Genomic DNA, 19581 nt, shown 5'->3' with positions numbered 1-19581 from the left:
CCGACAAGGATCGACCATGCAGCGCTGCAATGCGTCCAACCGGCTGGACCGGCTTCCGATCTCCCGGTTCCACTACCTCACCCTGGCCGCGGTCGCGATCGCCTACTTCTTCGAATTCGCTGACATCAACAGCTTCTCGATCACCGCACCGCGGCTGATCAAACTGTGGAAGGTGAGCGTCAACGAGATCGCCTACGTCACCTCGCTGTCCTTCGTGGGCATGTTCATCGGGTCGCTGGCAGCCGGCTGGATCGCCGACCGCTGGGGCCGCAAGAAAGCGCTGCTGTGGACGACACTGGCCTTCTCGGTGTTCTCCCTGGCCGCGGTATTCTCGTGGGATATCGTGTCGCTCGGCGTATTTCGAGTGCTGACCTCGGCGGGACTCTCGGCGATGACCGTGGTCGCGGTCATCTACGTCAGCGAGATCTTCCCGGCCGCCGTGCGCGGCAAGTACCAGGCGTACGCCATCGTTATCGGCATCTGCGGCACACCGGTCACCAATTTCATCGCCAGCGGGGTGGTCGGCCTCACGCACTGGTCGTGGCGGCTGGTGTATTTGTGGGGGGCGCTCGGGCTGGTCGTGCTGTTCCTCGCCCGGTATCTCACCGAATCGCCGGTGTGGCAGGAGAATCGGGGCGACCACGCCGCCGCGGACGCGGTGCTGCGCGATATCGAGGCTCGGGTGAGCGCACAGCACGGTCCGCTTCCCGAACCCGCGCCGCCCGTCGATGCGGTGCCGGCCACGCGGGCCCCGCTGTCGCTGCTGCTGCGGCGGAAGTATCTGCTGCCCACCCTGTTGCTGACCGTGCTGTGGGTGACCCAGTCGATCGGCTTCTTCGGCTATTCCACCTGGGCGCCTTCGCTGCTGGCGAAGGAGGGGTTCAGCGTGCAGAGTTCCACGCTGTACGTGGCGCTGTCCACGGTCGGCGCGCCGCTCGGGTCGTATCTCGCCGCGCTGGTCACCGACCGGTTCGAACGCAAGTGGTGCCTGGTGGCCTTCGGCACCGTCATCGCCGTCTGCGGCCTGCTGTACGGGCTCACCTTCACCCCCTTGATGATCGTCACCTTCGGCTTCCTGGTGAACCTGTTCGAACGTGGTTACACCGCACTGGGTTACGCCTACTCCCCGGAACTGTTCGACACGCGCACCCGCTCGCTGGGCACCGGCGTCTCCTACGGACTGGGCCGATTGTCCAACGCCGCCGGGCCGCTGATCATCGCCCACCTCTACACCTGGAGCGGTTACCGGTCGGTGTTCTTCTTCATCGCCGCCACCTGGATGGTCGGCGCGATCGTGCTCGCCGCGTTCGGCCCCCGCACCCGAGGCCGCACCGACTCCAGCGCACCCGCGAGTGCCGAGGACACGGGGCAAGGTCGGCGCCGTCCGCAGCCCATCTGAGGCGGCGCGCATTATAGCGGGCTTAACGCGAAAATTTCCGGGCTCTTGGCGGATCCGCGTAGAATTCGGGCAGGTCGGGACAGTATCTGGAGCCCTATCATGATCGAGAGAAAGAATTCACACAGGAAGTTCATCAGGTTCGCGGCAGCCGCCGGTATCGCCGCAATCGCAGCTGTTCCGGTTGTCGCAGCCGCAGGGCAAGCGTCCAGCGCACAGGCGGCGACACCTGCTTCCGCAAGCCAATTCGTCAGCGGCCCCGGTTGGGGGCACGGCGGAGGCTGGGGTCACGGCGGAGGCTGGGGGCACGGCGGCTGGGGCCACGGCGGCGGCTGGGGTCACGGGGGTGGCTGGGGTCACGGCGGCGGCTGGGGATGGAATCCCGGCTGGTGGAACATACCCGGATGGGGTGGCTGGGGCAGCTTCTGACGCCGGTGGTCGAGCCCGGACACGCACAGCGTGCCGGGCTCGATCGCATCGAATGCCGTTCTGTGCGGCCAGGTTCGAGCGACCGGGGCTGAGCTGGTGGCGAGATGAAGATCGTGTGCATCGGTGGCGGGCCGGCCGGGTTGTACTTCGCTGTCTCGATGAAGCGGCGCGACCCGGCCCACGACATCACGGTGATCGACCGCGATCCCCTCGGGTCCACGTACGGCTGGGGCGTCGTGTACTGGGACGACCTGCTCGACATTCTGTACCGGAACGACCCCGACAGCGCCGAGGCGGTGCGCGCCGGGTCCGTGCTGTGGCGTGATCAGGCAATCCATGTGCGCGACAACGAAACCGCGTATTTCGGGGGCTACGGGTTCAGCATGGGACGCACGGCATTGCTCGACATACTTTCCCGGCGGGCGAGCGATCTGGGCGTGGATATCCGGCACGGGCGCGAGGTCCGGGATCTGTCCGGCTTCGAGGACTTCGATCTCCTCGTCGCCTCCGACGGCGCGAACAGCCAGGTGCGCCGGCTGAGCGATCAACGCTTCGGCACATCCGTCACATTCGGCGAGAATCGGTATATCTGGCTCGGCACGAACAAGCTCTTCACCCGGTTCACCTTCGCCTTCGAACACACCGCGGCGGGGTGGATCTGGTTCCACGCCTACCCGTCGATCGCCGGGCAGATCAGTACCTGCATCGTGGAGTGTCAACCACGGACCTGGCAGGGGCTGGGCTTCGATTCGATGGACAACCGGCAGAGCCCGCGGGTGCTCGAGAAGATCTTCGCGCGCCGACTCGACGGTCACTCGCTGATCAGCAAGTCACGAGGCGAATTCGCAAGGTGGGGCCGCTTTCCCGAGGTAACCAACGAGAGCTGGTACCACGACAACGTCGTGCTGCTCGGCGATGCGGCGCACACGACGCATTTCACCATCGGTTCGGGCACCCGGCTGGCGATCGTCGACGCCGTGGCGCTCGCACAGAACCTGTACGAGCACGACGCGCTCGCCGACGCGCTGGAGAATTACGACGCGCAGCGGCGCGCCGCACTGCGCCCGATCCAGGCCGCCGCCCGCACCAGCATGGTCTGGTTCGAGCACGCCGACCGTTATCTCGACCGGAACGCAGTGCAGTTCGCCTATGCGATGGCGGTTCGGCACGGGCTGCAGGTGCCGTGGCAGTATCAGCGGCACCTGCTCACGCAGGTGCCCACCGTGCGCAAGATCCGCCGTTCCATCGACACCGGACAACGCTGGTTGCGTGCCGCCCGGCGAGGCGAACGACGCCCCGGCCGAAGCTGATCGGCTCAGCGGGTGATGGCGGGCAAGGTCTCCCAGCCGCGGACGGTCGAGGTGGGCGAGAGTTCGGCCGCGGACAGGTCGACCTCCCACTCCGGGAATCGCTTCAGGATCTCCTCCAGCGCGATCCGGCCCTCGAGCCGGGCCAGCGCGGAACCCATGCAGTAGTGCGTGCCGACGCTGAAGGTCAGGTGCTGGCGGGTGTCGCGGTGGATGTCGAATACGTCGCCGTCGGGGGCGAAATGGCGGTGGTCGCGATTGGCCGCGCCGATCAGCAGCATCATCGCGCTGCCCTCGGGCACCGTGCGGCCGTACAGCTCGACGTCGCGGGTGACGTACCGCGCGACGTGCGGTGCGGGCGGTTCGAAGCGCAGCAGTTCCTCCACGGCGTTCGGGATCAGCGCCGGGTTCTCGGCCAGCTGGCGGCGCTGATCGGGATGTTCGGCGAGAACCTTTCCGGCCCAGCCGATCAGCCGCGTCGTGGTCTCGTTACCCGCGCCGGACACGACGTTGACGTAGGTCAGCAGTTCCTCTCGAGTCAACCGCCGCACGGTGCCGGTCTCGTCGGCGAATTCGACATTCAGCAGTTCGGTCATGATGTCGTCGGAGGGGTGCTCGACCCGCCAGTCTATGTACGCGCCGAAGATGTCACCGCCGTCCATCCCCTCGGAGGCGGCCTTCATCGGCTTGCCCTCCTCGGTGCGCATCTGCTCGTTCGCGAAGTCGCGGATGGCCTCCTGGTCCTGTTCCGGAATGCCCAGCAGCATGCCGATCACACGCATCGGCATCTGCGCGCCGATATCGGCGATGAAATCCAGCTTGCCGGTGCCCACCTTCGGGTCCAGGCTGCGTGCGCAGAATTCCCGGATCTTGTCCTCGAGTTCCCGGATCTTGCGCGGAGTGAACATGCGCGACAACAACTTCCGGTGAATGTCGTGGATCGGCGGATCCTCGAAGATCAGCACGCCCGGCGGAATCGGGATGTCGGCCTTGATCAGCTCGATGATCGCGCCCTTGGCCGAGCTGTAGGTGCCGTGATCCAGCAACGCCGCATTCACGTCCTCGAACCGGCTCAGCGCGTAGAAGTCGTGCTGCTCGTTGTAGTAGAGCGGTTCCTCCTCGCGCAGCCGTTTGAACATCGGATAGGGATCCGCGTTGAGCTGTACGTCGTAGGGGTCGTAGTAGACGTCACTGGCCGCGCTGGTGGTCACAGAGGTTCACCTCTCGCAGAAAAAGTCATCGCGCTCGGTGCGGGCGGGCATCAGCCGGGACCGAGTCATCGGGAAGTACTACTCAGTGTAAATGTGATAACACATTGTTGCAACTGATCTTCTCAAATCTTGAGAGTCTGATTCTCGTCGATGACCAGGCAGAACACAGCCCGCCCCCGACCCGAGCTGGCACGGGGGTCGGGGGCGGGGCCGAAGTCCGGGCGCTACCAGGCCACGGGCAACTCGTAGACGCCGTAGGCGAGCCGGTCGTGCTTGAATTCCACCTGATCGAACGGAATCGCCAGCCGCAGTGTGGGAATGCGGCGCACCAGCGTGTGGAAGACGATCTGCAACTCCGCGCGCGCGAGCTGCTGCCCGACGCACTGGTGCGGGCCGAAACCGAAGCCCACGTGCTGCGCCGCGGGACGGGTCAGATCCAGCTTGTCCGGCTGGTCCCAGGCCTTCTCGTCCCAGTTCGCCGGAGCCAGGTCCAGGATCAGCCCATCGCCCGCGCGGACGGTCTCCCCCGCGATCTCGATGTCCGCCAACGCGACTCGCCGCTGGCCGTTCTGGATGACGCTCAGATAGCGCATCAGCTCCTCGACCGCGTTGGCGACCACCTTGGGATCGTCGGTATCGCGCAGCAGCGCGAACTGGTCCGGATTCTGCAGCAGCGCAAGGGCTCCCAGCGAGATCATGTTCGAGCTGGTCTCGTGTCCGGCGATCAGCACGCCGGTGCCCAGCTGCGAGGCCTCCTTCATATCGATCTCCCCCGCGCGCACGCGCTCGGCGATATCGGAGACCAGATCCTCGGCGGGGTCGTCCAGCTTCTTCTTGACCAGATCGATCAGGTAGCGCGCCAAGCCCATCCGGCTCTTCTCGGCCTGCTCCTTGGTGGCGAAGCGGTCGACGCTGGTGACGGCCTGCTGCTGGAAGAACTCGTGATCCTCGTAGGGCACGCCGAGCATCTCGCTGATCATCAGCGTCGGCACCGGAAGTGCCAGTCCCGCAACCAGATCCGCGGGCTGCGGACCGGCCAGCAGCTTATCGATGTGATCGTCGGTGATCCGCTGGATCGCCGGACGCAGCGCCTCGACCCGCTTGAAGGTGAACGGTTTGGTGAGCATCCGGCGGTACCGGCTGTGCTCCTCGCCGTCGGTGGTGAACAGGGATTTCGGCCGGGTGTCGACCATCGCGGCCATACCCTCGTTCCAGTGCGGGAATCCGGCGACGTGGTCGTCCACGCTGACCCGCGGATCGGACATCAGCGCCTTGAATTCGGCATGGCCGGTGACCAGCCAGGGAGTGCTGCCGTCCCAGATCCGCACCCGGTTCAGCGGCTTTTCCCGGCCCAACCGGGTGGCCTCGGGCGGCGGCGCGAACGGGCACCCCGACGACCGCAGCATCGGATATTCGGGGACCTGCGCGGTCGCGGTGGTCCCATCGGTCAACGCTTCGGACACTTCTCACTCCTGATGATCGGCTGCGGGGCGAACCGCAGATCCTCGGTTCATTCCTCGATCTGGATGGCCATCGCGGGACACATCGCCGCCGCGTGGCGCACGTCCTCGGCGAGTTCGGCCGGCGGATTCTCGTCGAGCAGGATGACGATGCCGTCATCGTCGCGCTGATCGAACACCGCGCCCGCGTGCATGACGCAGTGCCCGGCCGCGATGCATTTGACTTGATCGACAGTCACTTTCATCGGGACCTACTTCCTAGGATGAGTGCGCAGAGGTCAGCGCCGGGCCGGTGGCGGACTGCGCGTCCACCAGGATCCGGCGCTGCATGCGGGCTTGTTTGGGCATATTCCAGCCGAGCACGGCGGTCGGAATCCCGTCGCGCTCGTACCGCACGAGAAAGCGCCCCTGTGCGGGATCGCCCTGCACGACAGTGGCCCGGGCGTCGGGGGTGACGGTGCCGTGCACCTGGATCTTGACCTCGAACTGATCGGTCCAGAAGTACGGAATCGGCTGGTAGAGCTCCTCGGCGCCGAGGATATTGGCCGCGACTACCGCGGCCTGTTCGGCCGCGTGCGTCCGATTCTCCAGCCGGACAGCGGAATTCGCGCCGCGAGCGGGCCAGCGGGCCACGTCGCCGACCGCGTAGACGCCCTCGGCCGCACGGCATCTCGCATCGCAGACCACACCGCGGTCCAGGCGCAGGCCGCTGCCGTTGAGCCAGTCGGTCGCGGGCGCCGCGCCGATGGCCACGACCACCAGATCGGCGGGCAGCGTCCGCGAATCCGCCAGGCGCACACCGGATACCCGGCCATCATGAGCGAGGATGCGCTGCACCCCGGCCCCCAGCCGCAACTCGACCCCGTACCGGGTGTGCAGTGCGGCCAGATGCGCGGCGACCAGATCGCCGAGTTGTGCGGCCATCGGCGCGTGCAGCGGTCCGGTCATGGTGACCGCGAGGCCGCATTGCCGTGCCGTGGCGGAGATTTCGGCGCCGAGCACACCTTCGCCGACGACGACCACGCGTGGGCCCGCGGCGAATTCGCTCCGCAGGGCAAGGGCGTCGTCGAGGGTGCGCAGGACGTGCACCCCGCGCACTCCGTCGGGCACGGGCAGTGTTCGCGGAGCCGCGCCGGTGGCGATCACGATGGTGTCCGCGGTGATCGGCCCGGCCGTGGTCAGCACCGTACGACCCGGCAGATCCAACGACAGGGCGCGTTGCCCCAGCCGCAGTTCCACATCCAGACCGGCCAGCATGCGCGGAGCGCGCAGCAGCGTGCGTTCCGCGCGCCAAGCGCCGGAGAGGATCTGCTTGGACAGTGGCGGACGATCGTAGGGCAGATGCGGCTCGTCGCCGACGACCGTGATGCGATCGCGGAAACCTCTGCGGCGCAATGCCTCCACCGTGCTCAGCCCCGAAACCGAGGCTCCGACGACCAGCACCCCCGTGCGCCGGGCCCGGGTGGATGTGATCATAGCGCTTCCTCTCGAGTGACCGGGGCCGAATACAACCCGATGATCGCGTCGATCAGCCCGACCGCGGCCTGGTCCCAGCTCGTGCGGTACACGAGGGTGTCGTCCGCGAGCGCTCGCTCGCGCTCGGCGCAGCTGTGCACGATCAGCAAGCGCGCCATGGCGTTTCGCTCCCGATGCAGTTGCGCAGACAGCTCCGGCAGGCACCGCTGCAGCCCCTCCACGATGCGCACCACCGACGGCGAGGCCAGCGACTCGTCCGAGATCAGGTCGCGGAAGACCGGATCGGGCATGAGCTGGGCGCTGAATCGCGCGTACCACGTCGGATTCCCCAGTGCCGCGAGATGTCCGGTGACAGGGCGGACCAGACAGCCCACCCAATCTCGCAGGCCGGCCGAATCGTCCAGGCCCGCAACCATTCCCCGGCACAGCCGTTCGGTGTGCGCGTGATGTTTGCGCACGATCGCACGCACCAGATCGGCCTTACCGCCGAAGTGGTAACCGACCGCGGCGTTGTTGCCCTGGCCCGCGGCCTCGCTCACCTGACGGTTCGACACCGCCGCGATTCCCCGCTCGGCGAACAGGCGTTCCGCGGCGGTGAGGATGGCTTCGCGCGTGGTGTCCACGCGCTCGGAACGAACGGATCCCATCATGTGCCCCTTCGGATTTCCCGCCCGGCCCGCGAGCCGACCCCGGCTCAGCGAACGCGGCAGAATCACATTCTCGATTCCGATCACGGGATTACCTCCAGTCAACGCCTCACAGGGGCTTAAGTCAACTGATTGACTTAAAAACACGGGTCCGCCGCAGCTCAGTTCTGCGACGCGACCGGCTGTCCGGCCGGATCCGGTTCGGCGGGCTTGCTCTCCTCGGGTTTCTTGCGCGGCTTGAGCGGCTTACCGGCGGTCGTGCCGCCATCGATCGCCAGCACGGTGCCGGTGACGTACACCGACCGGTCACCGGCCAGGTACACCACCGCGTCCGCGACATGTTCGGGCTCGCCCTCGCGTGGCAACGGCCGGTCGCTGTTCATCGACGCGCGCACCGCCTTGGCGAATCGCTCCACCTTGTCCGGCGGCATCCCGGCGGCCGAGGTGGTCAGCAGCGGGGTCGGGATATTGCCGGGCGCGAGGCAGTTGACCCGAATGTCGTACTGCGCCAACTCGATCGCGGCCGATTTGGTGAAGTGGATCACCGCGGCCTTGGACGCGCGATAGGTCTGCACTCCCCCGCCGGCGAGCACGCCGCCGACCGAGGAGACGTTGATGATCGACCCGCCGCCGTGCTCGGCCATATGCCGCGCGGCGAATTTGGTGCCCGCCATGACGCCCAGCAGATTCACCCCGAGCACCCGGTGGAAATCGCCGAGATCGTCCAGCAGCAGGCTCGGATGCATCTTTCCCGGAATTCCCGCGTTGTTGCACATCACATGCAGCCCGCCGAACGTCGCCACCGCATGATCGACCAGCCGCTCTACCTGCGCCGGGTCGGAGACGTCGGTCTGCAGGAAGACCGCCGCGTCGCCGTGTTCGGCGATCGCCTCCGCACCGCGCTCGGGGTCCAGGTCGCCCATGACCACCTTCGCGCCCTCGGCGACCAGTTTCGTCACGGTCGCGCGGCCGATTCCGGAGGCTCCGCCGGTGACGACGGCGACCTTTCCGGCCAGTTCGTCGATCATGCTCGAGATCCTTTCGATTTGGTTCGGCCGCAGCTGAACTCACGGTCTGCGGTGATCAGGCCCGCGCGGGCCGGTCACACTCGGTGGTGGTGCGGGATTGCTCGTCCAGGAAGGTCAGCAACAGCTCGTTGACCGCCTCGGGCTGCTCGATCTGCGGGCAGTGCCCGGCCTCCGGGACAACCGCGTGTCGCGCGTCCGCGAGCTGCGCGGCGATCTCGGCGGCCCAGCCGCGCGGCAGCAGCTTGTCGCAACCGCCCTCGACCACCAGGACGGGGATCGAGATGCGTTCGTATGCACGGCGACTCGATGGCGTGGGCGGCGCGTCGGCACCCGGGCGGCGAAACCTGGCCGCCGCCAACGCTTCCCACGCCCCGGGCGCGATACTGGCCTCGTACCGCCTGCGCACATACTCCTCGTCGGCCGGATACTTGTCCGAATGGAACAGCGCGGTGAGGATGCGCCGCATTGCTTCCGGCGTGGCGTCGTAGTCGTAGAGCGCGCGCATGTGCTCGTTGCTCTGGATCTCCCCGCCGCCGCAGATTGCGACCATACTGCGCATCGGCAGACGCGGGGTGGCCGAGGTGGCGTCGGCGAACATGTTCACCGCACCCATCGAATTACCCACGAAATGCGCCGATTCCACGCCCAGCAGCGCGAGAAACCGTGCGATGTGCCGGATTCGCAGACCCCGGCCGTCGGTGAAGTCGACGACCTTGGCCGACTCGCCGAACCCCAGCATGTCCGGGGCCAACACGCGATAGCGTTGTGCGAGCGCGTCGATGGTGTGTTCCCAGCCGATTTCGGCGCCCGCGCCGAATTCGCCGCCGTGCAGCAGCACCACCGGCTCGCCGGTGCCGGCTTCCAGGTAGCTGGTCACCAAGCCGTCCGCGATCAAGGTTCTACGCTGTGCCCCGACTGCCTGCCGCCCTACCGACGACTCCCGGCTCATCGACGATCCCCTTCTGCTACCGGCCCCACGGCACTCACACGCCGACCGCGTACGCGATCAGCACAATCCCTGTGCCACAGATGTTCTCGGTGGCACCCATGTGCGTTCCACTCCCCGGGAGACCACGCCGGCACGCGGTTCTCTCTCATCGAGAGCATTTGCCCGCCCGCACCGCATCGCCGCAGCCCGGCACCATCGAACCTGCGGCGTGGACGTTTTCGGTCGTTCTCGGGCGCCATCCTGATCTCGGGGACGCGAAGCTGCGCACTGTATCGGCTCATCACGAGACCTTTCCCATGGGATCTGCGACTGCCGCGGCGTCCGGCCGGAACATCGGCCGGGCGCATACCTCGCCGACATCCTCGGTCAGTGCGATCCGGTCGAGGATGCGGACCTGATCGGGGATGAAGTGGTCCTCGTCCGGGGCGGTGAGAAGGCGGATCTCGTGCAGGCCCAGGTCGTCCAGGATCTCGAACGCGGAGAGTAGGTCGGCCCGGTCCACCGGATGCGTTGCGGCAGTCCGGCTTTCTCCTGCGGACGAGGCGGGCAGGCCGCGCAGCACGGCGTCGTGCGAATGCACGTAGACGAGCACCCCGTGACCCGCGCGGGCGATCAGCTCCAGCGCACGCTCGAATCTCGCGCCGCAGTCGCAGAACAGCGAACCCAGCGTATCGCCGAACAGGCACTCCACGTGCACCCGCACCAGCGGTACGTGATCGGTCCGGGGCCGGCCGTGAACGAACGCGATATGGTCGCGGCCCAGTCCGTCGCTGTATCCGACCGCGCGAAACTCACCGACCGGCAACGGGATTCGTGCCACGCCACGCCGTTCCACCCGGCACAATGCACGCCACCGGTAGTCCACCAGATCCTCGATCGAAACCACCGGCAGCCCATGCGCCGCACCGAGTTCGAGCAGTTCGGCGAGCCGGGCCGCTTCCCCGTCGGCCCCGCAGACCTCACACAGCACGCCCGCGGGCGACATACCCGCCTGCCCGGCCAGATCCATCGCGGCCTCGGGCGGCGCGGGTGCGTCCAGTACGCCTTGCTCGGCGCAGCCGAGCGGGAACACATGTCCGAGCCGACTGAACTCGCGCGCGGTACTCGACGGATCAGCCAGAGCGCGAATGGTTTTCGCGCGTTGTGAGGCGTAGACCCCGGCCGCGGCCGAGCCCACCGGGCCGACCGGCACCCGGAACCGATTCCGGACCCGATCGGTCGCGCAAGGATCGGCGGGCGGTATCTCCAGCCGATCCAGCTCCGCCGACCGCATGGCGACATGGACCAGCCCGCGCCCGATACCGCTCAGCAGATTGACCGACTCGGCCGTCGCGCGCTCGGCCGCGAGCACCAGATCACCGCGATACCCGCCGTCGATCTCGCTGACCAGCAACACCATTCGACCGCGGCGCAGCGCGGTGATCGCCGCGCGCACCGCGGCCGGATCCGGTGTCCGGGCACTCACCCTCGCACACCGCCCGCCGGGGCGCAGGTGAGCACCTGGGTCGCGAGCAGTTCCAGCTGCGCTGCGACGGTGTCGTCGGACAGATTCCCGTCCGCATCCCAGATCGGGTCGGCCGAATTGATCGACACGCCGAGCGGAGTCGGCCACGCGCGCAGCGCGTGCCCGATCGCCCGCAGCTGCCCCAGCGTGCCCACCGCGGCCTGCCAGCCGTAGGCACAGGTGATGCAGCCCAACGGTTTGTTGTCCAGATACACCGTCGGATCGCCGCGCAGGTCCTCGATGTAGTCCAGGGCGTTCTTCACCAGTCCGGAGATGCCGCCGTGGTAGCCGGGCGAGCCGATCACCACCGCGTCCGCGCGCCGCAACGCCTCGATCAGCGCGACCGCCTGCGGCGTGCGCGCCGGATCGTGCGGGTTGTACATGGGCAGATTGATATCCGCACCGCAGAACAACGCGGTGCGCCCGCCCTGGCGCTCGACGGCCGCGAGGCAGTGCCGCAGTGCCCGCTCGGTCGACGAGCCCGCGCGCAACGTCCCGCCGAGCCCGACGACGAACCGGCGTCCGTCCTGATCCGCGATCGCGGGAATCGCACTGGTCGTACTTGCGGTCATCTCGAAACCCTCCTGGTTTCCCTACTTGATCGCGATGGGGTTGATCGGGGAGCCGACCGCGCCGACCACCCGCAAAGGCGGTGCGACGAGCTGGAATTCGTAGACGCCGTCGGCGGCGCAGTCCTGCGCGAGCGCGGTGAGGTCCCAGTACTCGCCGAGCATCATGCCGATATCGCGCAGGCAGAGCATGTGCATCGGCAGGAAGGTGCCCTCGACGCCGGACACCACGTCCTCGACCATCAGGTTGTCCGCGGCCACGGCCGCGACCTCACGCTCGTGCAGCCACTTGGCGCACATCCAGTCCAGGCCCGAATACGGCTCCGCGCCGTCACCTGTCTCCTGGAACCGGGACCACCAGCCGGTGCGCACGAGCACGATGTCACCGCGCCCGATCTCGACGCCCTGGGCCTTGGCCACCTCGTCCAATTCGTCCGGGGTGATGGGGTTTCCGGGCTCGAGGAAGACGTCCGCGCCGCGATGCCGGACCAGATCCAGCAGCACGCCGCGCGTGGTGATGCCCTTGCCGTCGACCTTGTCGATACCGCAGTGGAACGCGCCGGCGCTGGTCACCGAATCGGCCGGGAAACCGTTGTACAGCTTGTCGTCGTAGTAGACGTGCGACAGCGCGTCCCACTGGGTGGCCGCCTGCAACGGCATGACGATCATGTCGTCGTTGAACCGGAACGGATTGTCTTCTCCGGCAAAGAAACCGCCGAACTCCTGACCGAATCCGTTACGCGCCCACTGCGGTCCGTACTCGGCCATCGTGCGGGCGTCGCCGCCGTCGACGGTCATCACGTGCACCGGGTTCTGCCGGAACTTGAACGCCCCCTGCGGACCCGAGGAGTCGAAGTCGACCCCGAGCGGGAACACCCGCCCGTGCCGCACCAGCTTCGCCGCCTCGGCGATCTTGTCCGGGGTGATGAAGTTGAGCGTGCCGAGTTCGTCGGCCGCGCCCCAGCGGCCCCAGTTGCGCACTTGTTCGGCGACGCGCCGGAATTCGGTCAGGGTGGCCACTATGCCTCTCCTTCTGTGGTGGATGCGCCCGCGATTCGCGCGGCCACATTGCCGCCGTCCACCCACAGCACCTGGCCGTGCACATAGCTGGCGGCCTGGCTGTTGAGGAACACCAGGACGGCCGCCTGCTCGGCCGGCTCGCAGACGCGGCCGAGCGGTTTGGGGATGGTGTCGAGATACTGCGGACCGTACGCAGAGCGCAGCTGGTCCAGGATCGGGGTCTCGGTGACCCCCGGCCCGGTGCAGTTGATCCGGATGCCTCGCGCCCCGAGGGGTACGGCGTTGCGCATCGTGTAGTAGATGATCGCTTCCTTGGACAACCGGTATCCGCCGTCGGCTATCGCGTCGGGATTACCTGTGCACCAAGCGATCCCGTCATCGATGCCGGTGGTCGCGAGCAGTCCGTCGGACTGCTCGCGGTGGTCGAGGTACCCGGACGCGGCGAGCGAGGACACGCTCACGATCGTCGAGTCCGGGCCCATTCCCGCCGCCAGCGCCTCGGTGAAGTGGCGCAGACCCAGGAAATTGATGGTGACGACCTTGATCGGATCGCCGATACCCGAGGAGACCCCGGCGACGTTGAACAGCGCGTCGACCGAATCCCCGATCGCGTCGACCGCGTGGTCGATGGACGCGGCATCGGCCATGTCCACCCGGTGGAACTCGTCGAGTTCACCGGACGGCTCGGCCAGGTCCAGGCCGATGACCGTGCCGCCGAGGTCGCGGACCTGCCCGGCCACGCACGCGCCGATGCCCGAGGAACACCCGGTCACCACGACCCGGCGCCCGTCGTACCGCCACAGCTGCTCTGTTCGTCCCATCTCGGATACCTCGTCTTCGCCGTGCGGCTACTGCTCTTCCTTGGCGCGCTGGGCGGCCTGCACCCGGCCCTCGTTGATCTCGGCCATCGCCTCGGGAATCTCACTCGCGGTGAACTTGCCGCCGCGGCCGGTGGGCAGCCCGCCGAAGGCGTAGCTCTCGTCGAATTCCGGTGACGCCAGCGGCTTTCGGCGCGATTCCACCTTCTCGATGATCGGCTCGAGCCGCTTGGCCTTGGCCGCGACCTGCTTCTCGTCGCGCTCGATGAATTCCGGCAGCACGTGCTTGCCCATCAGTTCGATGGACTCCATGGTTCCCTCGTGACTGCGCGGGTTCAGCAGCAGGATGATCTCGTCGACCCCGCTCTCCTCGTAGCCGCGCAGGAATTCGCGCACGGTGTCCGGCGAGCCGATCGCACCGCGGCCCGGACCGTAGGCGAGGGTCTCGTCCTCCTGGACCGCCTCCAGGTAGCGGTCCCACACGCCGGTGCGGCCGGGGGTGTGCTGGCCGGTCATGTAGTAGTGCATGATGCCGAAGGAGAAGAACCCGCCGCCGACGCCCAGGCGCTGCAGGGCCTGCTCGTCGGTCGGGGCGACCATCATCGACAGATCGCCGCCGATGGCCAGGATGTTCGGGTTCAGGATCGGGACGGTCGGCTCGGCCTTGTCCTCGAACTCCTGGTAGTAGCCGCGCACGCGCTCGGCCAGCGGCCCGGGGCCGGTGTACGCGAAACTCAGTGCGCCGATACCCTTCTGGGCCGCCATCTGCACCGAGGACGGGCGGGTACAGGCCACCCACACCGGCGGATGCGGGCGCTGCGCGGGCTTGGGCACGACGTTGCGCGGGGGCATCTCGATGTGGTTGCCCTTGAAGCCGGTGAACGGCTCCTCGATCATGCAGCGGATGGCGACGTCCAGCGCCTCCTCCCACTGGCCGCGCTTATCGGCGGGGTCGATGTTGAATCCGCCCAGCTCACCCACCGACGACGATTCGCCGGTGCCGAACTCGACCCGTCCGTTGGAGATCAGGTCGAGCGTGGACACCCGCTCGGCCACGCGGGCCGGGTGGTTGATCGCGGGCGGCAGGTGCATGACGCCGAAACCGAGCCGAATGTCCTTGGTGCGCTGGCTCGCCGCGGCCAGGAACATCTCGGGCGCGGTGGAGTGGCAGTACTCCTCGAGGAAGTGGTGCTCGGTCAGCCAGACGGTGGAGAAACCGGCCTTGTCGGCGGCCTCCACCTCGTCCAGCCCGTCCTGGAACATCTGCCGCTCGTCGTCGGGAACCCACGGCCGCGGCAGCGCGAATTCGTAGAACAGGGATATCTTCATTTACTTCCTCCATCGGAATCGGTGGTCGTCAGCTGTGCCGAACCGCTGTCGCCGGCTCGGTCTCTCCCCGAAATGTGCTGGGCCGCTATGTATCCGAAGGTCATCGCGGGGCCGATGGTGGCTCCGGCTCCGGCATAGCTGCGGCCCATCACCGCCGCGGTCGTATTCCCGGTCGCGTACAGACCGGTCACGACCGTCCCGTCCGCCCGCAGCACCCGGGCGAACTCGTCGGTGCGCAGACCTCCGGAGGTGCCCAGATCGCCCGGGACCATCCGGAAGGCGTAGTACGGCGGCTTGCCCAGCGGGTAGAGGTTGGGGTTGGGCAGCGTGGGGTCGCCGTAGTAGTTGTCGTAGACGCTGTCCCCGCGCTGGAAGTCGTCGTCGTGGCCCTTGCGTGCGAGTTCGTTGAAACGCTCTGCGGTAGCGGCCAATTGGTCCGCGGGCACGTCGATCTTCGCGGCGAGCTCCGCCCACGAGTTCGCCTGCTTCACCACACCCGAGTCCAGCCAGGCCCGCGGCATCTTCCAGCCGGTGGGCACCGGCGCGAACGGGACCTTCGGGATGGGCAGATGGCCGGCGACGACGTACCGGTGCCAGGAGCGCGCATCGGTGATCAGCCAGCTCGGGATGTGCGTGACGCCCGATCGCTGCCCCTCGATCATCGCGTGGCCGAAGTCCATATAGGGCGCGGCCTCGTTGATGTACCGCTTGCCCGCGCCGTTGACGATGAACTGCGCGGGCATCATCCGCTCGTTGAGCATGAATTGCATTCGGCCGTCGGGCCATTGGATGGACGGGAACCACCACGCCTCGTCCAGCAGATCGGTATCCGCGCCGACCTGCTGACCCGCGCGAATCCCGTCGCCCATCGAGGCCGGATTGCCGAAACTCCAGTCCTGGTCCACTTCCGGGCACAATTCCTTGCGCCACACCATGTCGTGTTCGAAGCCGCCGGTGGCCAGGATGACCCCGCCCTCGGCGCGCACCCGCAGTTCGTGGCCGTCCTTCTCGACGACCGCACCGAGCACCTCGCCGGCCGGGCCGGTGATCAGCGAGGTCATCGGGGCCTCGAGCCACAGCGGCACATCGTGTTCGCGCAGCGCCAGGCGCATCCGGGCGATCAGCGACTGGCCGATTGCGGCGATGCGGTCGCCGAACACCCTGGCGCGGAACATCCGCCACACCAGCTTGACCAGTACCGCCTTGCCCCGCCAGTTCTGCCGGACCTGATAGAACAGCCGAAGATCCTTGGGGCCCAGCCAGATTCCCTTCGGCGCCAGGGCCAGCGGATGCAGCAGCCGTTCCTCGTCGGGGCCGAGCTCGCGCAGATCTATCGGCGGGACGTTGATGGTGCTGCCCTCGCCCGACCCGCCGGGAAGTTCCGGGTAGTAGTCGGCATAGCCGGGCTTCCAGACGAATTCGAGCCAATCGCTGCTGCGCTCGAGGAAGGCCATCATCTCCGGCGCGCGCTCCACGTAGGCCCGCAACCGCTCCTCGGTGACCAGCCCCTGGGTGATGGTGCGCAGGTACTCGACCACGCCCTCGGGGTCGGGACTGTAGCCGTCGCGTACCTGCGCGGGAGCGTTGGGCACCCAGATACCGCCGCCGGACAGCGCGGTGGACCCGCCGTAGTGCGCGGACTTCTCCACGATCAGCGTGCGCAGTCCCGCCGCCTGCGCGGCCAGAGCCGCGGTCATACCGCCGCCGCCGGAGCCGACCACCAGAACGTCGACGGTGCGGTCGAAGGCGTCATCCTGGTGTGCGGCACCGTTTTCCGGCGTGCCGGTGCCGATGTTCTCTGCTGTCACGGCTGCCTCCTGCTGGTCGAATCGAGATCGCGCTGTGGGAGCGCGGTGCGCACGGCGAACCCTGCGATGAGCGCGGGGGCGGGCCGGTAGTAGCGCTCGATGGTCCGGTAGCGGCCCGCGCTCGCCAGCGCGCCGAAGGCGGCGACCCAGGTGCGCACCTCGTGCGCGGAATTGCCCGCCACGTCGGTGATCCACCGATTGGACCAGTCCTCGAACTCGTCCAGCCGTCCGTCGTCGAGCGCGGCGAGCACCCGGCGGTCCCAGTCGGGGTTGAGTGCGCGCAACTGCCCGCTCCCGCAGGCGAATTCGCGTGCCACCGCGATCACCTGGTCCTGCCGCGCGGCGCGCTGCTGCCCGGACATGGTGCCGCCGTGCAGAATTCGCTCACGTGCGGGACCGGTCGCGGTCGCCAGCGCGGGCATCGGCGGATCGTGGGACAGCCCGCCCGAGCCCACCACGAGCACCCTTTTGCCCAGGCCCTCGAGGTAATCGCCGACCGCCGCGCCCAGCGCGGCGGCCCGGCGCAGCGGTCCGAGCGGTACCGCGACCGAATTGACGAAGATCGGGATCACCGGCCGCGCGGTGGCCGAACCCAGCAGCCGCTGCAACGGCTGCACGGTGCCGTGGTCGACCTCCATCGTCATCGACAGCGCGACGTCCACGCCCGAGTCCAGTACCGATTCGGCCAGCTCGCGGGCCAGGTCCGCGGGCACGTCCAGCGGTCCGGAATGGGTGCCGTAATCGCCGACGCCCGAGGCCGCCGCGCCGACGCAGAACGGGGGCATGAGCTTGTAGAAGAACCCGTTGTAGTGATCCGGGGAGAACGTCACGACCAGTTCGGGATCGAATTCGCGGACGAACTCCGCGGCCCGGTTCAGGGCCGCGCCGATATCGTCGAGCAGTTCGCGTTCGGGGCCGGGCAGGTCAAGTAGAGGGCTGTGCGAGACGCAGCACAGGGCCAGCGGCATGGTGTCCTCCTTCCGGCACGGCGGTGAGGGTGCGCAGCAGATCCGCGCTCAGCTCCGGTGCGAGCTGGGCGATGGTCGCGCCGGCGATGCAGCGGTCCGGGCGCAGGAACAACACCGAATCCTGTTGTCCGTCGAACCATTTCTTCAGCGCGCCGCCGCGATCGGCGAGCACCGTGACGTCCGGATCGTCGTGGCCGGTCCAGTGCAACTGGTTCACCGGCAGGATCTCGAAGAAGCCGGCGCCCAACGCTTTCCACTGTTCGAACGCCGCGTCGCCGAGCACCCGGCGCGGCGCGTTGTTCCAGCACAGCACCGCGAACCAGGGGCCGATCACGTCGTCCAGCAGCACATTCGACCGCTCGCGGGTGTCCACCCGGGGCTGGATGAACAATGTGCCCACCGCGGATTTCGGTGTGCGCGACCAGGTGTGCACGACCGCGCCGCGTTCGTACTTCGGCATCGGCTTGAACCGCATGCCCAGCACGTAGCGGCGCACCGGCGGGACCGCGGCCGCGGCGCGGACCAGCACATCGCGCACCGCGGCGACCTTGCGGTCGGTCGGCGAGATCACCTTGCCGACCATGGTGGACAGGTCGATCATCGCCCGCGCGTGTTTGCGGCGTTCGAGGTCGTAACTGTCGAGCAGACCGTCCCCGGCCTTGCCGGTCACCACCGCGGCGAGTTTCCAGCCGAGATTGGCCGCGTCCCGGATACCGCTGTTGTAGCCCTGCCCCTGCCATACCGGCATCAGATGCGCGGCGTCACCGGCCAGGAACATGCGGCCCTTGCGGAACGAACCCGCGATCCGCGAGTGGTGCGTGTACACCCGCCGCCGGATGACCTCGAGCCGGTCGGGATGCGGGACGAACGGCGCGATCAGCCGCTGCGCGAAGGCGGGATCCTCGGCCAGCTCATCGGATTCGTCGTCGTGGATCATGAATTCGAAGCGCCGGATGCCGTGCGCGATCGATACCGACACGTTCGGCCGGGCCGGGTCGGCGGCCACCTCGAGGTTCGGATGGCCCAGCGGATCGGTCGCCAGGTCGACCACCAGCCAGCGAGTCGGTGAGGTCGTGCCCTCGAAGGAGACGCCCATCTGCCGGCGCGTCGCACTGCGCCCGCCGTCACAGCCGATCAGATAGCGGGCGGTGACGGTGCAAGTGCCTGTGGCCGTGGCGAGTTCGACGCTGACCCGATCACCCGAATCGGTCGCCGAACTCATCCCCGCACCCCAGCGCACCTCGACGTGCGGGTACCGGGACAACCCGGCCAGCAGTTCGGCATCCACCAGCGGCTGCACGAAGCCGTTGCGCTTGGGCCAGCCGAATTGCGCGTCGGTGGGGGCGATTTCGGCGAGCAGTCGCCGTCTGCCGTCGACGAAGCGCATGAACTGATTCGGCGTGGTGTGCGGCAGGATCTGCTCGATCAGGCCGATGGACTGGAAGGTGCGCAGCGATTCGTCGTCCAGCCCGACCCCGCGCGGATAGTCGATCAGCGTGGGACGCTCCTCGACCACGGTGGTGCGAACCCCGTACCCGCCCAGGATGTTCGCCAGCGTCAACCCGACCGGGCCCGCGCCGACGACCACCACGTCCATGTCGATGGTAGACCCGGAATGTGCTGGCGATGCAGGGATCTGCGTCGATCCAGTCGTTCCGGAGC

General features: G+C 67.8%; 17 protein-coding genes. 2 read left to right on the top strand and 15 right to left on the bottom strand.

The window, feature by feature from the left end:
- The first annotated feature begins 16 nt into the window (after window positions 1–16).
- Window positions 17–1399, top strand: coding sequence for an MFS transporter (locus tag AC5WS7_RS18270; RefSeq protein ID WP_495955690.1), 1383 nt, complete (start codon window positions 17–19; stop codon window positions 1397–1399).
- Window positions 1400–1929: 530 nt separating this feature from the next.
- On the top strand, window positions 1930–3135 hold the full coding sequence (locus tag AC5WS7_RS18265) for an FAD-dependent monooxygenase (RefSeq protein WP_495955689.1): 1206 nt from the start codon (window positions 1930–1932) through the stop codon (window positions 3133–3135).
- 5 nt (window positions 3136–3140) lie between these two features.
- Here AC5WS7_RS18265 and AC5WS7_RS18260 read toward each other — a convergent pair whose 3' ends face one another.
- The 15 genes from AC5WS7_RS18260 to AC5WS7_RS18190 form a co-directional block, all read right to left on the bottom strand.
- On the bottom strand, window positions 3141–4343 hold the full coding sequence (locus AC5WS7_RS18260; RefSeq protein ID WP_495955688.1) for a cytochrome P450: 1203 nt from the start codon (window positions 4341–4343) through the stop codon (window positions 3141–3143).
- Window positions 4344–4567: 224 nt separating this feature from the next.
- The gene (locus AC5WS7_RS18255; protein WP_495955687.1) at window positions 4568–5806 is read right to left on the bottom strand and encodes a cytochrome P450; all 1239 of its coding nucleotides are present in this window, start codon (window positions 5804–5806) and stop codon (window positions 4568–4570) included.
- A gap of 47 nt (window positions 5807–5853) precedes the next feature.
- Window positions 5854–6048 carry a ferredoxin gene (locus tag AC5WS7_RS18250; RefSeq protein WP_495955686.1) on the bottom strand — a complete coding sequence of 65 codons (195 nt, stop codon included), beginning with the start codon at window positions 6046–6048 and terminating at the stop codon, window positions 5854–5856.
- A 13-nt stretch (window positions 6049–6061) separates the two neighbouring features.
- Entirely contained in the window at window positions 6062–7279 is a 1218-nt protein-coding gene (locus tag AC5WS7_RS18245) for an NAD(P)/FAD-dependent oxidoreductase (RefSeq protein WP_495955685.1), read from the bottom strand.
- On the bottom strand, window positions 7276–7929 hold the full coding sequence (locus AC5WS7_RS18240; protein WP_495955945.1) for a TetR/AcrR family transcriptional regulator: 654 nt from the start codon (window positions 7927–7929) through the stop codon (window positions 7276–7278). Before AC5WS7_RS18240 ends, AC5WS7_RS18245 begins: the two co-directional genes overlap by 4 nt.
- A gap of 158 nt (window positions 7930–8087) precedes the next feature.
- A complete protein-coding gene (locus AC5WS7_RS18235; protein WP_495955684.1) occupies window positions 8088–8954 on the bottom strand; it encodes an SDR family NAD(P)-dependent oxidoreductase in 867 nt (288 codons plus the stop codon).
- Window positions 8955–9009: 55 nt separating this feature from the next.
- Complete coding sequence (locus tag AC5WS7_RS18230; protein ID WP_495955683.1) at window positions 9010–9903, bottom strand: alpha/beta fold hydrolase; 894 nt, start codon at window positions 9901–9903, stop codon at window positions 9010–9012.
- A gap of 280 nt (window positions 9904–10183) precedes the next feature.
- The gene (locus tag AC5WS7_RS18225) at window positions 10184–11368 is read right to left on the bottom strand and encodes a 3,4-dihydroxy-2-butanone-4-phosphate synthase (protein WP_495955682.1); all 1185 of its coding nucleotides are present in this window, start codon (window positions 11366–11368) and stop codon (window positions 10184–10186) included.
- The gene (locus tag AC5WS7_RS18220; protein ID WP_495955681.1) at window positions 11365–11979 is read right to left on the bottom strand and encodes an NADPH-dependent FMN reductase; all 615 of its coding nucleotides are present in this window, start codon (window positions 11977–11979) and stop codon (window positions 11365–11367) included. Before AC5WS7_RS18220 ends, AC5WS7_RS18225 begins: the two co-directional genes overlap by 4 nt.
- 21 nt (window positions 11980–12000) lie before the next feature.
- The gene (locus AC5WS7_RS18215; RefSeq protein WP_495955680.1) at window positions 12001–12996 is read right to left on the bottom strand and encodes a cyclase family protein; all 996 of its coding nucleotides are present in this window, start codon (window positions 12994–12996) and stop codon (window positions 12001–12003) included.
- Complete coding sequence (locus AC5WS7_RS18210) at window positions 12996–13817, bottom strand: coniferyl-alcohol dehydrogenase (protein ID WP_495955679.1); 822 nt, start codon at window positions 13815–13817, stop codon at window positions 12996–12998. The genes AC5WS7_RS18215 and AC5WS7_RS18210 overlap by 1 nt, the downstream gene beginning before the upstream one ends.
- Before the next feature lie 27 nt (window positions 13818–13844).
- On the bottom strand, window positions 13845–15143 hold the full coding sequence (locus AC5WS7_RS18205) for an LLM class flavin-dependent oxidoreductase (RefSeq protein ID WP_495955678.1): 1299 nt from the start codon (window positions 15141–15143) through the stop codon (window positions 13845–13847).
- A complete protein-coding gene (locus AC5WS7_RS18200) occupies window positions 15140–16936 on the bottom strand; it encodes an FAD-binding protein (protein WP_495955944.1) in 1797 nt (598 codons plus the stop codon). The genes AC5WS7_RS18205 and AC5WS7_RS18200 overlap by 4 nt, the downstream gene beginning before the upstream one ends.
- An 11-nt stretch (window positions 16937–16947) precedes the next feature.
- The gene (locus AC5WS7_RS18195; protein WP_495955677.1) at window positions 16948–17919 is read right to left on the bottom strand and encodes a 3-carboxyethylcatechol 2,3-dioxygenase; all 972 of its coding nucleotides are present in this window, start codon (window positions 17917–17919) and stop codon (window positions 16948–16950) included.
- Window positions 17876–19516, bottom strand: coding sequence for a bifunctional 3-(3-hydroxy-phenyl)propionate/3-hydroxycinnamic acid hydroxylase (locus AC5WS7_RS18190; RefSeq protein ID WP_495955676.1), 1641 nt, complete (start codon window positions 19514–19516; stop codon window positions 17876–17878). The genes AC5WS7_RS18195 and AC5WS7_RS18190 overlap by 44 nt, the downstream gene beginning before the upstream one ends.
- Window positions 19517–19581: the final 65 nt, after the last annotated feature.

The sequence above is a fragment of the Nocardia sp. PLKS1-43 genome (assembly GCF_059510335.1).
The sequence above is the reverse complement of the archived record's forward strand: the minus strand, read 5'-3'. Positions and strand labels throughout refer to the sequence as shown.

What these genes read in the sequence shown, in the direction of transcription:
- AC5WS7_RS18270 (WP_495955690.1), top strand. Translation starts at nt 17, where the DNA reads ATGCAGCGCTGCAATGCGTCCAACCGGCTGGACCGGCTTCCGATCTCC.
- AC5WS7_RS18265 (WP_495955689.1), top strand. Translation starts at nt 1,930, where the DNA reads ATGAAGATCGTGTGCATCGGTGGCGGGCCGGCCGGGTTGTACTTCGCT.
- AC5WS7_RS18250 (WP_495955686.1), bottom strand. Translation starts at nt 6,048, where the DNA reads ATGAAAGTGACTGTCGATCAAGTCAAATGCATCGCGGCCGGGCACTGC.
- AC5WS7_RS18245 (WP_495955685.1), bottom strand. Translation starts at nt 7,279, where the DNA reads ATGATCACATCCACCCGGGCCCGGCGCACGGGGGTGCTGGTCGTCGGA.
- AC5WS7_RS18240 (WP_495955945.1), bottom strand. Translation starts at nt 7,929, where the DNA reads ATGATGGGATCCGTTCGTTCCGAGCGCGTGGACACCACGCGCGAAGCC.
- AC5WS7_RS18235 (WP_495955684.1), bottom strand. Translation starts at nt 8,954, where the DNA reads ATGATCGACGAACTGGCCGGAAAGGTCGCCGTCGTCACCGGCGGAGCC.
- AC5WS7_RS18230 (WP_495955683.1), bottom strand. Translation starts at nt 9,903, where the DNA reads ATGAGCCGGGAGTCGTCGGTAGGGCGGCAGGCAGTCGGGGCACAGCGT.
- AC5WS7_RS18220 (WP_495955681.1), bottom strand. Translation starts at nt 11,979, where the DNA reads ATGACCGCAAGTACGACCAGTGCGATTCCCGCGATCGCGGATCAGGAC.
- AC5WS7_RS18210 (WP_495955679.1), bottom strand. Translation starts at nt 13,817, where the DNA reads ATGGGACGAACAGAGCAGCTGTGGCGGTACGACGGGCGCCGGGTCGTG.
- AC5WS7_RS18205 (WP_495955678.1), bottom strand. Translation starts at nt 15,143, where the DNA reads ATGAAGATATCCCTGTTCTACGAATTCGCGCTGCCGCGGCCGTGGGTT.
- AC5WS7_RS18195 (WP_495955677.1), bottom strand. Translation starts at nt 17,919, where the DNA reads ATGCCGCTGGCCCTGTGCTGCGTCTCGCACAGCCCTCTACTTGACCTG.
- AC5WS7_RS18190 (WP_495955676.1), bottom strand. Translation starts at nt 19,516, where the DNA reads ATGGACGTGGTGGTCGTCGGCGCGGGCCCGGTCGGGTTGACGCTGGCG.